The sequence below is a fragment of the Alteromonas lipotrueae genome, from assembly GCF_019249255.1.
Lineage (GTDB): Bacteria > Pseudomonadota > Gammaproteobacteria > Enterobacterales > Alteromonadaceae > Alteromonas > Alteromonas lipotrueae.
This window is the reverse complement of the sequence record NZ_JAESDJ010000027.1, coordinates 1-20,717: the sequence shown is the minus strand read 5'-3', so window position 1 is coordinate 20,717 and position 20,717 is coordinate 1. Positions and strand designations below refer to the sequence as shown.

The window sequence follows — 20,717 nt, the reverse complement described above, 5'->3', positions numbered from 1 at the left end:
AGGTACTTGAAGGTACTTGAAGGTACTTGAAGGTACTTGAAGGTACTTGAAGGTACTTGAAGGTACTTGAAGGTACTAAAGGTACTAAAGGTATTCGCCTCGCTGCAGCCAAAGAATTCTCTATCCAAGGAGCTAAGGTTTTTGTTACTGGTCGCTCTCAGAGAGAAGTCGACAATGCGACAAACATAATTGGCAACGATGTTGTAGGCCTCCAAGCTGACTCATCAAACCTGGCGGAATTGGATATTGTTATGTCGCATGTAAAGCATGTGGCTGGCCACTTGGACATATTGGTAACAGATGCCAAAGAAGGTGGATGTTGCTCTGAGGATGAGCTGTCTCATGAGCTTCAAGAGAGTCTAGCGCAGGGGGGCTGATGGTAGAATTTTCTCAGTTAGCCAGTCAATGAAAACTCTCAGGCGTTGATTAACGTTATCTGTCCTGGGCCTTTTCCCGTCTAATCGGGGGGAGTAGCGTCTTTACAGGCTTTATGTTTTGGGTGAGCGGCCCCAAAGGGTCTAATTCAAAGTAACGATCTGTTACATTACCAAGCGTTGTTGAGAATCTCCAGCAACGCTTTTTATCAGCAAGCGGGTTATAAGTTTCAAAATTAACAGCTTTCAGTTAAAAGAGTGCTTTTACAAATAGCTCAAGGTGCTTCCTGAATTCTGGCCGTGTTTGCTTATTTTCTTTCCAGCACGTCCCAAACAAGAAGATTACATTGGCCAATTCCAAGGCGGATGTTGTTAACTTGATCCCGTTAACGTTGCTGTTTTCTGAAATTGCAGTTGCAATGGTATCAATAAACTTCATTTTCACTTCGTTAACTTCGGAGTATGCAATTCTATTTCCGACGGTGATGACTTCGTGCGGGTCGATATGGAACAGGTCGATATTTCTGCCAAACCAATGGTCTAGGGCGTTTACTATTCGCTCGTTAAAAGAAACACTTTTGTCCTTTAAGTAACATTCAACTTTCCCCAATCCGTCACTGAGATAAAACCTCATGGATTCGATAAAAATATCTTCCTTACCGGAAAAATGCAGATACAAACTAGGTTTAGAGAGATCTGCTGCTCTTGCTAATTGCTCCATTGAAGTTTTCTTATAGCCGTAATGCCCGAAAACTGTTAGCGCGGCACTTAAAATCTTGATGTCCGTCCTGGTTTGCGTCTTATTATGCGGTGAATGCTCCGTCATGATTTGTTTTTTCCGTTTATTGCAGGTTTTTATTTATAATGAATCGCTATTAGCACTAATGGGTTACCAATATTTACGCCTCGTACAGTAGATTCTGGAATGTTAGTGTACTTTATTCAGACTCCGTATTTTTGGTCTAAAACTATGGCAAACCATAAAAAGAGAGCAAGAGGGCTAGAACAATCGTTGTTACTCTAAAATTATTCATCTTTGTTTCTCTGTCAAACTAAACCGAAATTGAACAAACTCTTAGCAGTGTCATACAGAGTTTCCTCAATAGGCCGGGGATGCCAGTCAAGCAACTCAACGGCTTTTTTTCTATCCAAGTGCTTTTCCCTGCCGAGTTCTGGCACAAGTTCTTTCATTTGCTGATTTACGAGGGAAAGCAACTTTACAAACCAATCTGGTAGCTGTTTTTTCGGAACTTTGTCGGCTTGCGCACCTAAACACTGGCGAAGCGTCTTGGCGGTAACAATCATTGGTAGGCAATCAGTCGCCGAGGCAATTATTCGCTGTCCTTGAGCGTTAGGTGCAAGCATTGCCTTTATATGGAGTTGCGCTAAGTCTCGGACATCGACTACGCCAAAATTTACCTTAGGTGTTGCAGGGATTTTCCCTTGCAACATACCTTGAATAAGCTGTATGGAGCTGGATAGGTTTTTGCCTAATATAGGTCCGAAAATGCCTACTGGATTGATTACCGTAAGTTGCAGGTTAGACTCACTTTCCTTGATAAATTGCCACGCCATCTTTTCCGCTTCGATTTTAGACTTTATATAGCTACTGATATCTTTTGAATCAGACGGAGACCAGTCGTTCTCTGTGAAAAATTTCTTGGATCTTGGGTGTCCGTAGCCAATTGCTCCGAAAGAGGATGTCAGCACAACTCTTTTAACATCAAAATCTGAAGCCAGTTTCAGTACTCTTAACGTTCCTTCGATAGATGGTTTTGTTACCTTTTCTTCGTCTGTTGGTGACTTAGAAGAGAATGGTGAGGCAACGTGTAAGACATAGTCGACATCTTTCATCGCTTCTTCCCAGCCATCATCGTACTTAAGATCTGCAATATGGAATGACACATTGGTTAAATCATCTATGCCTGCATGTGAGAGCATCTCCTTCACAATAGCGATTTTTTCCTTTGAGCGAATAGTTGTTTTTACAATAAAGCCACCTTTTAGAGCTGCCGCTAAACAATGACTACCAACAAAACCTGAGCCACCAGTAACCAATACTGTCTTCATGCATGTCTACCTATGTTCTTATATCTATCACTTAACCAGCATTACCTAATTGGTAAAAATAGTAAAGTTTTTTGTTGGGGGGGAGTATCGTGTCTCATTGCCATTGTCTCCGATATGATAGGTTATTGACTTTGGCTGCTCTGTTAATAGTTAAGGAAAAATGTAGTAATTCTATGAGCGATTTTAAGTGATAAGCAAAGTAAAAGATCAAGGGCAAGAACGGTAAAGATGGGGCGGCATATCTTGCTACAATAAGTTAAAGATCTTCTGGGTGAATAATGCTCTTTGTGATACGAGCTTTTACTTCTGCAGGCAACAATTCATAGTGTGAGCTAATATTTTCAACACTCAACACTCAACACTCAACACTCAACACGGAAGATGGCTCACCATAACGATAATGATCAAGTCGGCTTCCCCTTAATGTTTGTATTGCCATTACATAGCCTTTATTGCTCGCCATTGAATTGAGGGAAGCTACGAGGAGCTGGCCAGGGAATAAAAAAGTCGTGACCGGCTAGTGTATTTCCAACTTGTTGCATGCGGCCACCACTTTCGAGGGAACCCAGCAGAATTGGAGCCAAGCCAAAACTTTCAAATAAGTCAGCTACAACTTCCACTGCGCCTTTGTAGTCACCAGACACAAAAATAACTCTTCTGAATTGACCTTGGCGTGGGTCCTGTTCAAAATTTTCCATGAAGTTAGCGTTCATTGCTTTAACTAAACGAGCGCCTGGAGCATAACTTGCTATTAATTGAGAAGTATTTTCACCACTTAGGTTTACAACGCCATTTTCATCAATTGGATTAGTAGGGTCGATGAGAATTTGGTTTTTCCATTCCCCGAGACTCTGCAAGACACTCTGCACATGTTTCCACGGTACAGCGAGTAAAACCACTTCCAATTCAACAACTTCTTTCATTGTTCCTGCTGATGCCTTTTCACCAAATTCTTGGACAAGGCTTTTTAAAGTGTCAGGACCTCGACTATTACTGAAAACAACTTCATGGCCAGAAGCAATGGCATGTCGAGCAAACGCTTGCGCTACTGTTCCTGCACCCAATAAACCGATCTTCATATAAATCTCCCACCATTAGGCTAAGTAAATGTTATGGAGTCATTCTCATTTTATGATAACTTTTAGTCAAGTACTTACCTTTTTGTGTGTAGGGAGGCAGCCCTGTTTTTCATTCAAAAATAGGGAATAAATTTTTATGATTAACATATCGTCAGCAGGTATTTGGCGACAGGTAAATAAGGTTTGAATTAAATGAATACAAATTCTCCATTTTTGTGTGGTTTGGATGCCGCGTTGCGACTGATTGGTGGGAAGTGGAAGCCTCTAATACTTTACTTTTTGCAAAAAAGTGCGTGTAGATATGGCGAGCTAAAGCGCTCTGTAAATGGGATTAGCGATAAAGTTTTAATACAACAGTTAAAAGAGTTGGAGGCGAATGGTGTAATCACTAGAACTGATTATAAGGAAATACCGCCACGAGTTGACTACTCATTGACGCCACTAGGAAAAAGTTTGGTAGAAACGTTAAGGCCACTTTGTAAGTGGGGAGAAGACAATGAAGAAACTATAAAGTCAAAGTTAGTTCTTCGCTAAGAGACTCTTATGATATTTATCGGGTTATGTTGTACCCACTTGAGTGCAGCTTTCTATTGTCGGTAATAAACTGTACCCGACAGGCGATAGCCCTGAGCCCTAGGTAGGGAGAAATTACACTCTTTTCATCTCAGTGTTTGCTTGGATGCTACGGGTATTTATTAGAGGTAACGAACACCATACCAAGCAGTATAGCAGCTAGAGAAGTCTGATCGATTCGCAGTAACCGATTTTTGCGTTGTTTCATGCATTTTAAAGCGGAAAAGCGATACGAGTTTGTTCACAATAGACAGCACATTCATGGCGTTTAACCTTCACTTTTTGGGCGAAATATCTGATCACCAAACGTCATGAATGTTCCTCATCTATTTTACCTTATTAATTTCTCGATGTTATTTGAAGGGATACTTCAGGAACAGAACTGGATTTGACTACATAGTCACTTAATTCATAGTAAGTCTATTTAAGTCTCAATATTTAACTCTGTTTTTGAAAATTTGCTGGTTGAAAATTTAATCAAACAACCATTTCACTCTTATTTACCAGATTGCGAACGTTATGAATAAAGTCCGCTTCACCATTTCGATGAAAGTTAGCTCTAGATTTTTTAACGAGACAAAAGTTTTCTTCCGTAGCTAAGTGTACTTTAATATTGTCATTTTTCAGAAGAACGGATAGTGCATGTGTGAAATTATAAATGCCTTTAATTCTAATCATTATACCTATGTCTGTAAGATTATTACCCATCTTGCAAGAAGGTATAATATTTACGATTTCCCCTTTTTTTTGATTACGAAAGTGAGGTAAAAGCGATAAGGACATGATATAGCTTCCAGCAAATTTCGATTCATAAATATCGTTAAGATTTCTAATCCTATCATGTATGAATGAGTCGGTGAGGTTAAAAAACATGTTGTTCACTAGTAAATCTATTGGGGGAGATTTACTTAGAACTCTGTTTATACTCTTTTGATCTGTAACATCTAACGAAAGTAGGGTGAGTCTAGTCGACCGAGGTAACAGACTTTCATCTGGAACCCGCATCGTAGCAACTACTCTCCAATTTTGGTTGAGAAAAAATTGTGCTATATCTCTACCAAATGTTCGATTACACCCTCTAATCAAAACGGTTTTCATTCTGAACCTCTTGTCTTCTAAGACGTCTTTTGACGCTATGATTGAATCCACACAAGTTGTTCTAAAATCGAGCTAGTTTGGAAGAATTGTTATTGAGCTGACTAAAACCAGAAATTCACTATCTGTGGTACGACATTGATTAATCAATATGACCAGCATTACACTTCCCTAAGGCAATGCGCTGCTGGCATCTTTGACTCATTAAACTGATTAGGCAGTCCAACCCCCGTTGATATCAAGGACAGCACCAGTGATATTGTTTGCATTAGGGCCAGACAAAAAACTAACTGCCGCAGCAACATCTTCAATTTCAACAGCCTCTGGAATAGCTTTCATGTTCAGAAGGAAGTCCGGCACATCCTCTATTCCCGCTTGCATATCAGTCAGCATGATCCCTGGTTGAATAACGTTTACAGTGATTTTTCTTGCACCGAGATCTCTGGCTGCTCCTTTTGAATAACCGACGATAGCTGCTTTTGTAGCTGCATATTCTGTTACACCGGGTACACCTATATGGGTAGCTAACCCAGTACCAATAGAAATTATGCGGCCGCCATTGTTCATTACTTTCGACGCAGCTCGAATTGTAGAAATAACACCTAAGACATTAACTTGCCACATGCGATCCCAGGCTTGAGTGTCAGCGTTCGGGTCATCAATTTTGCTGCCTTGATTAGCCAGTGCTGCGTTGTTTACGAGAATGTCCAGACTGCCGAATTCTTTGACAACTTGCTCAACGAGAGGGGCAGCAGCGGTTATGTCTCCCTGATCACTCTGAATAGCCAGACCACGTTGACCAAGGGCCTCAATTTTACTGACTACATCTTTTGCTTTTTGAGCAGATTGACTGTAAGTGATTACGACATCTGCTCCAGCTTCTGCTAGCTCTAATGCAATAGCAACGCCTAGGCCTCTAGAGCCACCTGTAACTAATGCAACTTTTCCAGTTAGATTCTTCATTTTTTCACCCTTAATGTTAGTTTAGGAATAGCATTTAAAATTAGAATAGTACTATTTTTGTTTAAATGCTATTCTTAAATTAACAATTATATGAAATATGGTTATAGTGCGATATGGTTGACTACAGATTCTCAACTTCGCTTCACATTATGTTGGCGTTGGCTTACATGTTTCGACGAGACTCGGAGAGGCTAGTGTCATCCAGTGAACTGGCTAGTAGCACTAAGAGCAACCCTACACTAATTCGCCAGTTACTGGTTCCTTTGAATGAAGCTGGCTTGATTAAGACTTACAGAGGTAAGAAGGGTGGCGTTGCTCTTGCGAAAGATGCAAAAGAAGTATCGTTGAAACAAATATATGAGGCGTCTTTCAATTCAAAGCTCATGTCAAGTAGAGGTGTTGGAAACGAAAACTGCCCAGTAGGCTCTAACATTCATTGTGTATTCGACCATGTCATGGGGCAAATGGAAGACGTTTTGATGAGCCACTTGAATGATAAAAATTTAGCGGAATTATTAGAAACGTTCATCAAATAAGTACGTTTAGTCTGGACTTCATTGTTTTTGAATTCTTGCAAGCTTGAAAGCATAAAATCAATTGCTACCGGATTCATTAAAGAGACATTTGAGGATTTTGAATCGACCAGACATATTATTGAAATAGGTTAGGGATAAATACATGGCTGCTAAAAAAGAAAAAGTAATAAAGTGGGGAGTGGTTACTGCTGGACGGATCACACATACATTTGCTCGTGATATTAAACATTGTGTAAACACCGAGATAGCCGCTGTCGCAAGCCGAGATGATGAGAAAGCACGTCGGTTTCAATTGGAGCACTCAGTAGAAACCACTTATGACAACTACCAAGCTTTATTCAATGACGAGAACGTTGATGCAGTATATATAGGTTCTCCTCATACTTTTCATTTCGAGCATGCTGTTGCGGCAATGCGTGCAGGTAAACACATCCTCTGTGAAAAACCCATTACAACCAGTGAAAGCAAGTTATTAGAGCTAATGAGTGTTGCCACAGAAGAAAAAGTATTCTTGATGGAAGCCATGTGGACATGGTTTCTTCCTGCAATAAAAAAAGCGAGAGATTGGTACAGAAGCGGAAAAATAGGCAAATTGATTCATCTAAAGTGTGATTTTGGCTACCACGTTCCCTACTGTGAATCAGGCAGAGAATATGATCCAAAACTCGCTGGGGGCTGCTTGTTCGATATGGGAATCTACCCAATCGCTTTCAATAGACTATTCAATGCATCTGCTCCAAAAGAAATGCAAGGAAATATACACAGGGCACCTAATGGGGTAGATGACGATGTGATTTGGCAACTTAAATACGAGAATAGCATTTCAAGCTTGCACACGTCTTTCAGAGCACGTCTACCCAATAGCGGCCATTTAATTGGAACCGAAGGCACAATTTGCATCCCTGACTTTTTTCGTAGCATAGAGTGCTCTTTGATGAGAGACGATAAGATAGAGGAAAGGTTTCAAGATAATCGCAAAGGAAGCGGCTTTGAATTTCAAATTGACCACGCTTGTAAACGCATCAGACAGGGCGAAACACAATCTGATGTTGTAACTTGGAAAGACTCACTTAATTTCCTTAAAGACATAGAAACTATTCGTCAAAAAGCTATTTCTAGCTGACAATATTTTATCTGTATTGGGGGACTGGGGAATTGAATTCGCGTGAGACCACCAAGCGAAATCATACGTGCAAACAAAAAGTATAGTAGTGAAGTATTTAAATTTTCTTCTTCCTTAATTTGCTTGGTCAATTTCATGGGGACTATTATTAATTTGGGGTATCTAATGCTAAAAATAGCGACAATCTTAATTTTTTCTCTTTATTCAGCGTTGGCATTGTCAAATAATACTCAAGAATTGAATTGGAAATCATTACTTGATCCGGAATTAAGCGATTGGGAGGCTTTCCTTAGTTATAAACACCAAATTAACTATAACGGAGCAATACCAAAAGATCACAATGGCAATAATTTAGAGCCGATTGGTCTATTGGACTCGCCAAATGACTACGGAATATATGTTGTATTAGAAGGAGATACTCCGATACTAAAGGTAAGTGGGGAGATTTATGGGGGGTTGACGACAAAAAAGTCCTATAGAAATTACCAGTTTCGCTTGAAGTATAAATGGGGAAGGAAAGTCTACCCTCCTAGAGAAAAACTACTCAAAGACAGCGGTATCCTCTATCATGCAATTGGGGAGCACGGCAAGGATTACTGGCGAACTTGGAAGGTTTCTCAGGAGTTCCAAATTATGCTAGGGCATGTAGGTGATTACTGGAATCAGGGAAATTCAGCAATTGATGTTCGCGCATACATTCCAGAACACATAATGAATCCAATAGCAGATGAGTCTCAACAATTTATATCAGTTGGTTCAGGGCAAGATATCTCTGGTTTTGTTTTGCGCAAAGAGAATTTTGAGGAACCTGAGGGTGAATGGAATGAAATTGAATTGGTTTGTTTTGAAGGAAAAAGTTTACACATAGTCAACGGAAAAGTGGTAATGGTACTGAAAAATTCTCGTACAGTTGATGATCGAGGAATGATCACTCCTTTACGAGAGGGACAAATTCAATTGCAGAGCGAGGCTGCTGAAATATTTTACAAAGATATTTTTGTTCGAAAAATAAATGAATTACCTGCAAAATATAGACACCTATTTTAAATATTAGCCGAACATGATTTATTTTTTATAGGAAAACTCATTTTGGAACGACTTGTTCAGCTTTAATTGCACCGGACACTTGAAACGACCTGACTTCTTTGACCGCGCCTGAACTACTACGGCCTCTATCGCAGACATATCGTCCGGAACAGCGATGTTATGTTTAAGTAACTTTGCTTGTACAGACACTGGGCTTGCGCATTGCTTATGCTTGCGGAATCACGCTAGCATATAACACCAGCGTTGACTTGGCTGATGCGACTTTTTTGTTTTTTACAGATCTTTATTTTTAAGATTTTGATTGGATTGTTAAAAATAACTTTTAGTTCAACTCAATTTAAGGTTGTAAAAATGAATCAAGCTGAAAATAAAAAAACTTTGGGGTGAGGATATGTTGATTTGTAGATTATGGACTTTGTGTACTACAAAGTTGATAGAAGCATAGTAGAAGTGGTAGCAGAGTACATTAATAAAACAAGTGTACTCTGCTACCTTTATTTTTAGCTAGTGGCAAGGGCAGGATTGCGATTACGCAGCTGTAGATAACTAAGCGCCCACAATATAAAACCTCCGAAGAACAACATAGCCGATCCGTAGCCTGTTTCATTGAAACTAGCACCCGATGCCAACAGTGCGCCGCCTAACATTGGGCCAATTGCATTTGCCGTATTAAATGCGCACTGCACCAGAGCACCTATCATTGCGTGCCCAGTGGGTGAAATATCTAACAACATAGACTGAATAACGGCGGCTAAGCCTACACTGGCGCCAAGTAGAAATACAGTAAGGTAAAGCCACCAAATATTACTCGCCGCAAACACATATATAACAGACACACCAATACTGCATAGCAACGCAATACCTGTGGTGCGAAGAGGAGATTTATCAGCGAGTTTACTAATAAACCAATTACCGATGGTGGTACCAATACCGAACATCATCATGGCAACCGAAATGGTTACCTCCGGAGATTTAGTCACGTTTATTATGGTATCGGCAAGGTAGGTATAAATACAAAAAACGCCACCAAAGCCTACAAATATGATGCCCGAAATAGACCAGACGAGTTTGTTCTTAAGCACGCCAAACTCTTCTCGTAAGTTCGTTGGCGTGGTGACTGGGCTGCTAGGCACGAACATATAAATAAGTGCAATGGTAACGAGTGCAAGGGCTGCGACTAGCGCCATACACACTCTCCAACTCATATTTTGCCCTATCAAGGTTGCCATAGGCACACCGACAATAGTGGCGATAGTTAAACCAGCAAACACCATCGACATATAGCTGGCCCGTTTACCAGCTGGTGCCATATTAGCGGCAATTAATAGTGCGGTTCCAAAATAAGCGCCGTGGGGTAACCCAGACAATACGCGATAAAACACCAGCTCTGGCAAGCTAGAGGCGATAGCACTTAAGCCATTAGCCACACACATCATTGCCGCAAAGATAATAAGGGAAGTGCGTCTATTCGTCTTGTTGGTAAGTAACATAAACGACGGCGCACCTATGACTACACCAATGGCATAGCCGCTTATTACATTACCGGCCATTGATGGCGTGACAGCGAAAGATTCGGCGATGAGAGGCAACATCGACATAGATGAAAACTCTGTCAGCCCTAAAACAAATGTGCCCAGAGCCATAACGAAAATAGGCCAAATCACGGCGCTTTGGTTTGAAGGTGATGCAGACATAAATACCTTAAAATTTGATGGTGAGGAATAATGTATGCCTCATCAATCACAAATACGTTGTAAGAACTTGTGCAATAGAAAGCAGTTAACGTATTTACGTTAACGTTCGATACAGCAACTTGGTGTAGTAGGAATATTTTGAATCAAAGTGAGCCTAGTGAACAAAACATATTCAGGCAGCAACATTGAATAGTGGCTTTTTATTATGCAGCGATTATACGCTACTAACGCATCATATTTCTATCGCTAGCGCCACAGAAAGTCTAGATTTATCGCTCAAATGATTGTTTCACTTTATGTTTGCCCATTAAATGCAAAAAGCCCCTACATTGGGGCTTAATACACTAAACAAGATAAGCAGGTTTATGTTGTTAGTTATACGTTTTATGACTGTCTTAGCTATACTACAAATCAGTATCTGCTTGATAGAAAGCGCAGCTGCGTTGCTCTGAAAGGCAGTGATAGGTTTCAAAGAGTTAAACGTTAAAGAAATTGACTGAGAGTTTTAACTAACAGGAGTACTCCCACTAACAATAACATCACGAAAACCAACGGAGAAAAGAACGCCTGACTCACTTTTTTGTGCCAAGCATTACCCAAAAATGCACCTGCTATAACACAAGGCACCAACCACATGATGGATTTCGTCTGTGATGCTAGTCCTTCAAACAACAAAAACCACACACAAAGGCCAGTATTCAAAGTGAGCCACACACTTAATAGGGTGGCGCGAAATCTTTCTTTGGCCATTGGTGTTCTTGCACAGGCGTACACCAGAAGCGGGCCACCTGATGCAAACAAGCCATGGGTAATACCGGCAGAGAATATTAACGACCTGCGGGCAAGATGGTTGTGGGCGGGGGCGTTTAGTTGGGCAAGCGAGCGAATAGCAAACCAACAAATTATTAAAGCGAAAAGCCCTTTGCTGTATTCAGCGGGTATGTAATCTATTACAAGCAACCCGGTTAAAGTACCTGTTCCCATAAATGGTAAAATTTGTTTAAACAGGAGGTCATGATCAATATGATGTCGATGTTGGTATACCAGTGGGCCTGTCATCATTATGTTTAAGGGTACCAACCATTGCATCAATTGGGTGATATCCATCACTAAGGCACCAATTGATAAGGCGATAACGATGCTGCCAAACCCTGTCATAGCTTCCACAGCAAAGGCAATAAATACACCAATAGCGACGATAACAAAGCTCATTGTGGTGAACTCAATTCACGACTTAAGCGGCGGCGCATAAGGTACAAGTAAACGTTAGGCGTTAAGCGATAAAGCAAAGCGGAAACACGGGTAAACCAGTCTGGCATTAACCGCTGTTGACCTTTATTCATAGCTGAAATAATTTGTGATGCCATGTCTTTGCTACTGCCCATGGCCCCAACCATAGTTCTCTTATGCGTCGCTTTGCTACCAAGCCCGTTTAAAGCGTTGTGTTCAATGGGCGTATCTAAAAAACTAGGGTACACCATAAGAATGTGCTTTCCATTACCTTGCCACTCAGCACGTAGGGTTTCAAAGTACTGGTGAAGGGCTGCTTTAGAGGCACAATATCCAGCGCGTCCCAACACCGGCATCCAACCCGCCATAGAGCTGATATTCACTATGTTGGCGTCTCGGCTTAAATGGGGCGTAAGCATCTGGGTAAGCTGAACAGGCGCAAAATAATTTACACGCATTACTTTTTCTATAACAGATGTCTGGGTAAGTGATGCGAGCGAACGATGGGTAATACCCGCGTTATTTATTAGCACGCTAAGGGTAATGTGTTGTTGTGCAATTGACTCGGCCAACGCGACGATAGCAGCTGGATCGGCTAGGTCACAAACGAAATGATGATGGCATTGAAGCGACTTGGCTACGCGAGTCAGAGCATCAATTTGCAAGTCTACCAGAACTAGTTGGTAGTCCGTTGCCAGTTGTTTAGCTAAATCTAAACCTAACCCTGACGCTGCACCGGTTACTAGCGCCCATGGTCGCATTGGTGTGCTTTGCTTCATTCATCGTTCCTTACGTGGGGATTATGCGCAACATAGTAATCAAACACTTCCCGTGATGTTTTTTTCGGCACGTATCCAAAACCTGTCTTCAGTGCATTATTGTCCAATACCGGGCGATAGCGTAAAAAGTCAACTTGCTCGGCACTATATTGGGTAAGACGTAGAGCGTGGCCGACTCTAAGTAGAGCAGCAACAACTGTTGCCGGTAGTTGTACAAGAGGTTTGTTGAGGACTTGGGCAATTTCAGACATCGGCATAGCGCCATCGCCGGCTAAATTGAACTGTCCGGTAAGGCTTTCAGTTACCCCGTTCGTAATAATATTCACCACATCTTCGTCCCATATAAAGACAAAAGGCGAGGGCGACCCTTTAATTCCAAGTATTTTTGATTTAGTAAACAAATGAGTAATTTGATTATTGGTATGCTTCCCTAGTATCGTACCGGGGCGCAGAACCAGTTGTTTGAGCGCAGGGTGTGCGACTCGAAATTCTGCCAACATCTCTTCAATTAAACGCTTGTGCTGACTGTAGGCAAAATGGTCATTACCGCGCAGAGGCTCTTGCTCATTCAGCCAGTCAGGGTTGTCGGCGTGATAGCCGTAAGCGGCGCCACTGCTAGACACCGTAATATGCTTCACCTGATTATTAATGCAACTTGCTAGTACGTTAGCCGTACCATTTACATCAATATCATAATCTTTTACGCGATCGTCACTCGCTTGCATCACACTGGCTAAATGGACGACATGAGTAATGTTGTGTTGAGCGATGATATCGCTTAGATGTGGATCTCTGATGTCCAACTCATGATAAGGGTAGGCTTGTTTTGAAGATGGTCGTATATCTACGCCCACCGTGTTGTGGTTGCTAGCAAGTGCGCTAATGAGACGTTGACCTATATAGCCTTCGCTGCCAGTAATTAAAATATTAAGAGCCATAGAAATACTTCTTTTCAGACGTGTGTTGAAGGGCTTTTTTTCTATCCGTTAATTGCCAAAAGGTGCTTAGGCTCAAGCCGGAGATAAGGTGCCAGATACCCCAGGTAGCGGCAATAACCGCCATGGCCTCTAAGTCAGCGAAAAAGGTGAAAATGATGCCCAGACCCAAGCCGGAATTTTGTAAGCCGACCTCTAGGGTGATAGCTCGGGTATCAGCAGGGGGCAAATGCAATATACGAGCTGCAGACCAACCGATGAAAAGAGCAAGCGCATTGTGTGCTACTACGGCAAGCAAAAAGAGGCTAGCACCGGCGATAAACTTGTCCCAATTCATGAAAAGCGCAATCGCCACAAACCCAAATAAAGTCAACAAAGAAACAAACCGAAAAAATGGCTCGCTTTTTCTTGCAAATAACGGCCAAATTCGGGCGCAGGTTATGCCAAGTGCTAATGGAAAGGCTAAAACAAAGGCAATCGCCGACAGCATATCAGTGGTTGATACCGAGATACTATTTAGCAAGTGTTGTGTACGCGGGTTCAGAGCCGCGTAAAACATGAAGTTTAGTGGTGTGAGTACACAGGCAAGTAAGCTAGCCACACCGGTCATACTGACCGACATTGCGGTATTTCCATTTGACAAATAGGTCATTAAATTTGAAAAGCTGCCACCAGGACAGCAACTTACCAGAAGTAGGCCTAACGCTATTTCGCTTGGCATAGGAAGTAACCAAGTGAGCAGGCATGTTAAAGCAGGCAATAAAGCAAATTGTGCAGTCATTCCCACCACCGGTCCTACAGGCTGTCTTGCAATTCGGCGGAAATCATCGGTTGTGAGGCTTAATGCAATGCCAAACATCATCATGGCTAGTACAGAATTTAAAGCAAAGAGGCTAGTTGACGACATTTAGACTCCCTGTCCCAACTGTTGCATTTCGCTTGATAACGCCGCCAAATAATCAGCCTTATGCACGTAGTACGCCATGCGCTCTAGCGGTAAATACCGCATACCGCCGTCTACTCGCTGGCTTGCTTGTAGCTTCACTTTATCAAAAAATGTCTCTGCAGCATGATTTTGATTTCGTTGTAAATCTATGACATTGGCCACCAATTTGGCTTGTTCATCGCGCCCCTGCCAGCCTAATCCGGCCGCTTCTACCATACCCATGACGTATAAATTGGGGTGTAGAGGGTTAAACACATTTAAATAGAGTTGCGGCGCATCGCCTACCCAATTGAGATACTGTTTATCAATAAAGGGGTAATTCAGCTTATAGCCGGTCGCCTGTAAAATAAGGTCGTATTGTGCATAACTACCATCAGTAAAATACGCTCCATTTTCGCTTAAGCGCTCGACATTAGGACGAACTGTGATGTCACCATGGCCAATATGATGTAAAAATAACGAGTTAACCACAGGGTGTGATTCATACATTTTATAGTCGGGATCTGGCAGCCCGAAATGGCTAGGTTTACCTGAAATTAAGCGCACTAAGGTGCCATCTACACGTTGCTTTAACCAGTTGGGTAAGCGAATTTTTCCGCCTAATGTGTCGGTGGGCATGCCGGCGACAAACTTAGGTAAAAAGTAATAGCCTCGGCGTACTGCCATGTCGACATGTTTCGCCCTATGAACTGCGTCCACCGCTATATCACAGCCGCTGTTCCCACAACCTACGATCAGCACGCGTTTATTAGCAAAACTATCCGCATTTTTATAGTGAGCACTGTGTATTTGCTCACCCTCAAAGTTGCCGGGAAAGTCTATGATATTCGGGTGATGCAACGTACCGTTGGCAAGTAAAACACCTGCGGCAATGATATGGTGTAGCGCATCATTTTGTCGATAACTAACTCGCCACTGACCATTGAGCGGCTCCACCGACTCTACCCAACAGTTAAATTGGAAATGACGATAAAGATCAAAATGCGTCGCATACGCCTGAAAGTAGTCTTTTAGCTGGTCATGCTTTGGGTAGGTGGCCACATCATCACGCATAGGAAAGTCGTCAAATTCTGTCATTCGTTTTGACGAAATAAGATGCGCAGATTGATACATAGTGCTGGTGGTGCTATCGATGTCCCACAACCCACCCACATCACTGTGCGCTTCCAACCCCAGCACATCAATGCCTTTTTCAACTAATCGGCGCACTGTACATAGGCCCATTGGCCCGGCTCCAATAACCACATAAGGATTCATGATGAATGTCTCTGTTAACTACATGACAATAAGGTTAACAGGATGTTGATTTGGTTGCCTTGCTAACACAGGACAATTAACTAGTTAATTTGGGACAGCTTGAGTATGCTATTTATAAAATAGTTTGGAAACTCGGGCAGATAATGGCAGCTAGTGTTACTCAAAGCTTTACGCAAGCAATTCTTAACCAATTGGCACAATTGGGTATTCGTATGGAAGGCAAGCTTCTGGCTAATATTCAACAGCACGAAGGTGAAGAGCGCTTGCCTTTGATGCTTCAGGATAAACTGTGGTTAGAGGTCGAACGACACGGTAGCAAAGGCATTGGCATGCACATTGGTTTAGCCATGCAACCACAAAACTTCGACACCTTGGGCTTTTTGTTGTTAAGCAGTCCCTCACTAAGTGTGGCTGTAGACAGCCTTATTAGTTACTCACCGTTAATTGGAGAAGGAGGCCAATTTGCCAAGTCTCGTGACAAGCTGGGGTGGGGCGTGCGCTACGAACCTAAGTTTACTGCTGCAGTAGATGTTCGTATAGAAGCAATCATGGCGGGTATTGCCACAGGTGCCAGATGGGTAGCAGGTAAAAATATCACACCAGTAGCGGTTTGTTTTAAACACGACCAGCAGGCACCAACAGCATTGTATAATGAGGTTTTTGGTGAAGCGGAAGTCAGTTTTAATCAATCTCAAAACGCCATTATATACAGCGATAATGATTGGCACTTTAAGCAACGAGAAGTGAACCCCGCTATTCAAGCGCAAATGCTGGAACTGGCAAGTCAGCAACTTAATCAACTGACTGCACACTCTTTCTTAGAAAAGGTAGAAGCTCTGTTGCTCAATCAGCCCTGGCTAACTCGTAGCCAAATAGCGGCTAGCTTAGCGGTGAGTGAAAGAACGCTTTTACGTAGGCTTCAAGAGACTGAAACCAATTACTTAACTATGGCGCAGGGCATACGCAAGCAACATGCGCTAAGTCAAATACAAAGGCCAGACGTGACACAGGAAAGCCTTGCTCGATACTTAGGATACAACGATGCCAGCGCCTTTGCGAAAGCATTTAAAAGATGGACTGGGTTAGGTTTTCGAGCCTATCGAGAGCAGGTAAACAAGGCAGAGCTTTAAATAAGACAGACATATTTAAAATTAGAAAAGTTGCATGCGGCTTTGCTTGTGGTTATTAGTAAATGTAAACCTATCTGATTGGATGATTGGTAGTAGGTTGCCTTTGTACATAGTGTACCCAATCGTGTTCCTACAATTCAAAGAAGCTAAAGGAAGTTGTTGAACCTTAATGTGCACTAAGTTATTGATTTTTCAATGCGTAAAGCGAACACCAAAAAAGACACCATAAGGCGTTCTTAAATGTTGAATTGGCATATAAAAAAGACGCCCTAGGACGTCTTTATTTATTGAATTGGTGGAGCTGGCGGGATTTGAACCCGCAGGTTTGTCTTTAAATTCAATCATGTACTGCGCTTGTCGACATTCGGTTGCTAGTTAAGTCTGTTATGTGCTTTTAGCTCTAGGACTTTTCGATAAAGCTGATTCGAAAAAATGAACATATCATATACTAGCTTAGTTACTACCAATAGCTGTATTAAAGCAAGAAAACAAATCAAAGTAAGTTTACATGTCTCAACCCAAGTTTCGTAAATTGTATTTTTTGCTAAACTCTCAAAGGGAACGGCAAACTGAATGACCAATATCAGAATCAATACAAGAGCAGAAGTGCTTACGACTAAAATAAGTGACTCAATTCGCTCTGCTTTTTCACCTGCTTCTATAATAGACACATTTGGTAAAGTGTAAGCTTTCATAGCTTCCGGGTAAATTTGAGAAATCCATAAACCTGCAATAGCGAAATTTGCTGCGGATATATTAGATAATACTGAAATTATATCCTTCAAATCATCAGAATCAAATACTTCGGATGAAAAGTAACCAAAGCCAACTGATATTGATACCAAAATTGCTGTTGTAAATAAAAAACGCATGGATTTATCCTTTTTCGTTTACCGTAGCAACCTCTTGCTGCTCGTAAAACGAAGCTAAAAGTGAATTCCTTTCCCGCTTAATTGTACTGTATATATAGTCAGCATTATAGTGTATTCCTTCATGTCTTTTTGATGGATCCAAATAAAGGTGTGTTCTTTCTAAGTAACTATTGAAGAATTTGGGCGCATCTTCTCCATCTTCTATGAACCCGATGTTTGCCCATGTATCAATGGTTGGGTCATGTGTTTCTGAATATAGTTCGACTAGGTCTTTAAGTTCTTCGCCGGTTAAACTGATAGCCGTTTCAACTTCAACTTGTCTCTTAAAAATGTTGTTCTTCTTTTTTTCTAACACTCGCTCAAACAACCTTAAAATGCCAGAACGATTATCTTCTACCACTTTAGTGGATATAACATCTCGAACCACAACGTGAGTAATTTTACGTGCTAGTTTCTCTAAATTTGCATCATAAATATTAATACGTTTTTCACTAGCAGCGAAACCCAAAAATAGGCTTTTGTGCTTTTCATCAGTACTCTGGTAGGTTACTTTGTTTGTTACCCTATTAGCATTAGTACGGGGATCATAAATCTCGTTGTAACTAGTAGATTTGTTCGGGTGCTCAACTCTGTTGTTTATAGCGCGCTTGATAAACGCGCAAACGTTTTGAGTGTCGATTAAACTATCTGAAAACTTAATTGTAGCAAGTATATTGAACTCTTTTATAAACCAATAATACATTGGTTGACCAACTATTAAAGTTTTGCCATTTCGCTTGCTAGCTTCAACAGAAAAAGCATCTCCAGTTGATGCTGCTTTGCTAGCATCTTCAGCTATTCCACCTAACTTTCCTGATTTGTCAGTTATCTTTCTCCAAAAGACAAAAAAATAGTCTCCAGTATCACTATCGTAATGTTTATCTCTCACATAGATAGGTGTCCTAGATTTATGGACATGTATATCCCACGGAATACAGTTGACGAAATGCTCTTCACTCTCAATCCAATCATAGACGCTCTTGAGTATACTTTCATAGGAGCCTTCGATATGCTCAGCTTCTTTTTCTTTTCTTATTTTGTAAAAGCCAGCCTTGTCTATGTTGAAAAACGTTACTAGTCCTCTATCCGCCAACCCTTTTTCCGACATTTTCATCTTCCATTTTGATATTTAATTAAGCCATCGACCGTATATTTTTCTTATCATCCCCCAATCTGCATGGCCCATCTGTTTGGCAACCCACATTGGATTTTTTCCTGCTGATAACATCATGGACGCATATGTATGACGACACTGATAGGGGTATCTGTACGGTATTTTTAATTTTTCTAGAGTAGGTTTCCAGATATATTTCCTTAACCCGTCAGCGTATTTGTACTCTTTCATAGTTCTAGGGTCAATAAAAACTCTATGGGAATCAAAGAATTTCGTCTTTTTTAAAGTTTGTAGGGCATCATAAGCAAGATCATGTAATTCGATGGTTCTAATGCTTCCTTTGGTCTTGGGCGCTTTTTCCTTACCAGAAGTTATATTTACACGAATGTGTGCGGCTTGTTTATTAAGTTCGATATCCTCCCATCGTAAACCAAGTAGTTCGCCAGTTCGAAGACCTGTGTAAAGTGCAAACTGAAAAAATTGTTTATGAGGTGCTGGTAGTTCACCAAGTATCAAAGTTATTTCTTCAGAGTTAAAAGGCTTAGGTTCATGTGCTTCTTGTTTGTACCTTTCAATGCGTTCAACTGGATTTGATTCAATTACACCATCAAAGTATGCACGCTTGAAAATTTGACTTAGAACGTTCCGTGTTTCATTAATAGATTTACCAGAAAGTAGGCATTCAGATGCCCACTCATCAAACATACTAGCTTTAAACTCATTTAAAATCAGGTTTCCCCAATTAGGCTTAATGTATGAATTGTATTTTTGCGTATAGCCCCGAATAGTTGTATGTGACCAGTTTAGCTGCTTTTGTTTAAACCAAATGTTTGAATAATCGTGAATAGTGTAATTACAGCCATTATCAAAAGCTTTTTGCATTATCTTGCTGTTTGGAAAACGACTAGCAATAGCTTTGTCGTTTAGCGAAATTGCCATCTTGTAGATCGCTTCCTGTTCCTCAATTCTTTTCGCGGCGGTTTTATTATGTGGTGCGGGTATCGTTTCTCTGAACCGTTCATGGTTAAGCGTGAAGTCTATTACATATCCGCCGTTTACAGTTTTAACACTCATTTTGTTATTCTCCTCTCATCCACTGGTAAATCATTTCAACGATAAAAATTAACCTGCCGTCAGGCGCTTTTAGGTAATGCTGCTGTTTAATCCAAACGCCTTTTTTCACTTTCATGCGAATTGCTTCTTTCGTGTAACCTGTCATTTCAGAAAGTTTGTCTGTTGTTACTAATCCGCTCATAAATTTGTACTCCCGTATAAACGAAGTACTAGATTGGTCTTGATTGGTCTGCTAAAACAGGGGGCAAACGGGTTACATACGGGTAGTGAAAATATGGAAGTTGTTGAAAAACAGGATGTTGAGGATTTAAAAAAATCGCTAGACATAGCGATGCAGTTTTTTAGTGTTCACCTACCCAACATAGTCGGTGAAGAAATAGGAGCGTTTCTAATAGAACAAACTCACCTATTGATCCGACAGAATGCGGCTGATGAATCTCATTTTTACTTTACTGCTGCAGAAATATATAAGTCTATAAACGGGCAAGAGGATTCAGAGAAAGCTAGGCGCTGGATGAAAAGCCATGAAGAAAAACTCTCAAAGCTTTTTGCTCAAACATCTTCCTTGAACGCATTGCTTGCAGAAAAAAATTTGAGTTCACTTGCATTAGAACGTGTGGACTCGAAAGGCGGCATTCCGACGAAGTGGAGAGTGCGAACTGGTTCTTTGAAATCGACTGGTGCAGGAAATTCAAATGCACATAATGTACGGTATATAGTTACGCATATTGATGATGCATTACCATGGGCAAAACCTTTTTCCAATCTGATTCTAACTCCAAGAAAG

The 20,717-nt window shown here is 41.2% G+C and carries 22 protein-coding genes; 7 read left to right on the top strand and 15 right to left on the bottom strand.

Features of this window, described 5'->3' with window-relative positions; translation table 11 throughout:
- The first annotated feature begins 56 nt into the window (after positions 1–56).
- The gene (locus KYS23_RS20085; RefSeq protein ID WP_218419989.1) at positions 57–377 is read left to right on the top strand and encodes an SDR family NAD(P)-dependent oxidoreductase; all 321 of its coding nucleotides are present in this window, start codon (positions 57–59) and stop codon (positions 375–377) included.
- 247 nt (positions 378–624) lie between these two features.
- Here KYS23_RS20085 and KYS23_RS20080 read toward each other — a convergent pair whose 3' ends face one another.
- The 3 genes from KYS23_RS20080 to KYS23_RS20070 all read right to left on the bottom strand — a co-directional run bounded on the left by KYS23_RS20080 (position 625) and on the right by KYS23_RS20070 (position 3,523).
- Positions 625–1,200 carry a TetR/AcrR family transcriptional regulator gene (locus KYS23_RS20080; protein ID WP_218419988.1) on the bottom strand — a complete coding sequence of 192 codons (576 nt, stop codon included), beginning with the start codon at positions 1,198–1,200 and terminating at the stop codon, positions 625–627.
- 221 nt (positions 1,201–1,421) lie between these two features.
- Positions 1,422–2,444 carry an SDR family oxidoreductase gene (locus KYS23_RS20075; RefSeq protein ID WP_218419986.1) on the bottom strand — a complete coding sequence of 341 codons (1,023 nt, stop codon included), beginning with the start codon at positions 2,442–2,444 and terminating at the stop codon, positions 1,422–1,424.
- 449 nt (positions 2,445–2,893) lie between these two features.
- Entirely contained in the window at positions 2,894–3,523 is a 630-nt protein-coding gene (locus tag KYS23_RS20070) for an NADPH-dependent F420 reductase (protein WP_159529980.1), read from the bottom strand.
- Positions 3,524–3,715: 192 nt separating this feature from the next.
- Here KYS23_RS20070 and KYS23_RS20065 point away from each other — a divergent pair, with 192 nt between their 5' ends.
- On the top strand, positions 3,716–4,057 hold the full coding sequence (locus KYS23_RS20065) for a winged helix-turn-helix transcriptional regulator (protein WP_159529982.1): 342 nt from the start codon (positions 3,716–3,718) through the stop codon (positions 4,055–4,057).
- 516 nt (positions 4,058–4,573) lie between these two features.
- Here the strand turns inward: KYS23_RS20065 and KYS23_RS20060 are convergent.
- Positions 4,574–5,194, bottom strand: coding sequence for an SDR family NAD(P)-dependent oxidoreductase (locus KYS23_RS20060; RefSeq protein WP_218396392.1), 621 nt, complete (start codon positions 5,192–5,194; stop codon positions 4,574–4,576).
- Between the two features lie 210 nt (positions 5,195–5,404).
- Entirely contained in the window at positions 5,405–6,154 is a 750-nt protein-coding gene (locus KYS23_RS20055; protein WP_159529986.1) for an SDR family NAD(P)-dependent oxidoreductase, read from the bottom strand.
- Between the two features lie 113 nt (positions 6,155–6,267).
- Between KYS23_RS20055 and KYS23_RS20050 the strand changes: the two genes are divergently transcribed.
- The 3 genes from KYS23_RS20050 (at position 6,268) to KYS23_RS20040 (ending at position 8,860) form a co-directional block, all read left to right on the top strand.
- Positions 6,268–6,690: an Rrf2 family transcriptional regulator gene (locus KYS23_RS20050; protein WP_159529988.1), complete on the top strand. Its 423-nt coding sequence runs from the start codon at positions 6,268–6,270 to the stop codon at positions 6,688–6,690.
- Between the two features lie 142 nt (positions 6,691–6,832).
- Complete coding sequence (locus KYS23_RS20045; protein WP_218419984.1) at positions 6,833–7,813, top strand: Gfo/Idh/MocA family protein; 981 nt, start codon at positions 6,833–6,835, stop codon at positions 7,811–7,813.
- Positions 7,814–7,855: 42 nt separating this feature from the next.
- Positions 7,856–8,860, top strand: a complete 1,005-nt coding sequence (locus KYS23_RS20040; RefSeq protein WP_201299245.1) for a 3-keto-disaccharide hydrolase — start codon at positions 7,856–7,858, stop codon at positions 8,858–8,860.
- 500 nt (positions 8,861–9,360) lie between these two features.
- On the opposite strand, the gene KYS23_RS20035 is transcribed toward KYS23_RS20040, so the two are convergent.
- From KYS23_RS20035 to KYS23_RS20010, 6 genes are all read right to left on the bottom strand, one after another.
- Positions 9,361–10,554, bottom strand: a complete 1,194-nt coding sequence (locus KYS23_RS20035) for an MFS transporter (protein WP_159529992.1) — start codon at positions 10,552–10,554, stop codon at positions 9,361–9,363.
- Positions 10,555–11,037: 483 nt separating this feature from the next.
- On the bottom strand, positions 11,038–11,766 hold the full coding sequence (locus KYS23_RS20030) for a TSUP family transporter (RefSeq protein WP_218419982.1): 729 nt from the start codon (positions 11,764–11,766) through the stop codon (positions 11,038–11,040).
- The gene (locus KYS23_RS20025) at positions 11,763–12,563 is read right to left on the bottom strand and encodes an SDR family NAD(P)-dependent oxidoreductase (RefSeq protein WP_159529996.1); all 801 of its coding nucleotides are present in this window, start codon (positions 12,561–12,563) and stop codon (positions 11,763–11,765) included. Before KYS23_RS20025 ends, KYS23_RS20030 begins: the two co-directional genes overlap by 4 nt.
- Positions 12,560–13,501 carry an SDR family oxidoreductase gene (locus KYS23_RS20020; RefSeq protein ID WP_218419980.1) on the bottom strand — a complete coding sequence of 314 codons (942 nt, stop codon included), beginning with the start codon at positions 13,499–13,501 and terminating at the stop codon, positions 12,560–12,562. Before KYS23_RS20020 ends, KYS23_RS20025 begins: the two co-directional genes overlap by 4 nt.
- Positions 13,491–14,405 carry a bile acid:sodium symporter family protein gene (locus tag KYS23_RS20015; RefSeq protein WP_218419978.1) on the bottom strand — a complete coding sequence of 305 codons (915 nt, stop codon included), beginning with the start codon at positions 14,403–14,405 and terminating at the stop codon, positions 13,491–13,493. The genes KYS23_RS20020 and KYS23_RS20015 overlap by 11 nt, the downstream gene beginning before the upstream one ends.
- Positions 14,406–15,701 (bottom strand): flavin-containing monooxygenase, encoded by a 1,296-nt coding sequence (locus tag KYS23_RS20010; protein ID WP_218419976.1) that lies wholly within the window; start codon positions 15,699–15,701, stop codon positions 14,406–14,408.
- A gap of 143 nt (positions 15,702–15,844) precedes the next feature.
- Between KYS23_RS20010 and KYS23_RS20005 the strand changes: the two genes are divergently transcribed.
- On the top strand, positions 15,845–16,831 hold the full coding sequence (locus KYS23_RS20005) for an AraC family transcriptional regulator (RefSeq protein WP_218419974.1): 987 nt from the start codon (positions 15,845–15,847) through the stop codon (positions 16,829–16,831).
- Positions 16,832–17,202: 371 nt separating this feature from the next.
- Here KYS23_RS20005 and KYS23_RS20000 read toward each other — a convergent pair whose 3' ends face one another.
- From KYS23_RS20000 to KYS23_RS19985, 4 genes are read right to left on the bottom strand one after another with little or no spacing between them, the layout of a single operon-like run.
- Positions 17,203–17,703, bottom strand: coding sequence for a hypothetical protein (locus KYS23_RS20000; RefSeq protein ID WP_218419972.1), 501 nt, complete (start codon positions 17,701–17,703; stop codon positions 17,203–17,205).
- A gap of 4 nt (positions 17,704–17,707) precedes the next feature.
- Positions 17,708–18,850, bottom strand: coding sequence for a hypothetical protein (locus tag KYS23_RS19995; RefSeq protein ID WP_218419970.1), 1,143 nt, complete (start codon positions 18,848–18,850; stop codon positions 17,708–17,710).
- A 21-nt stretch (positions 18,851–18,871) separates the two neighbouring features.
- Positions 18,872–19,930 (bottom strand): site-specific integrase, encoded by a 1,059-nt coding sequence (locus KYS23_RS19990; protein WP_218419968.1) that lies wholly within the window; start codon positions 19,928–19,930, stop codon positions 18,872–18,874.
- A gap of 4 nt (positions 19,931–19,934) precedes the next feature.
- Positions 19,935–20,111: a hypothetical protein gene (locus KYS23_RS19985; RefSeq protein WP_062087227.1), complete on the bottom strand. Its 177-nt coding sequence runs from the start codon at positions 20,109–20,111 to the stop codon at positions 19,935–19,937.
- Between the two features lie 93 nt (positions 20,112–20,204).
- Between KYS23_RS19985 and KYS23_RS19980 the strand changes: the two genes are divergently transcribed.
- Positions 20,205–20,717, top strand: a 513-nt coding sequence (locus KYS23_RS19980) for a hypothetical protein (RefSeq protein WP_218419966.1), incomplete at its 3' end; no start/stop codon positions are given.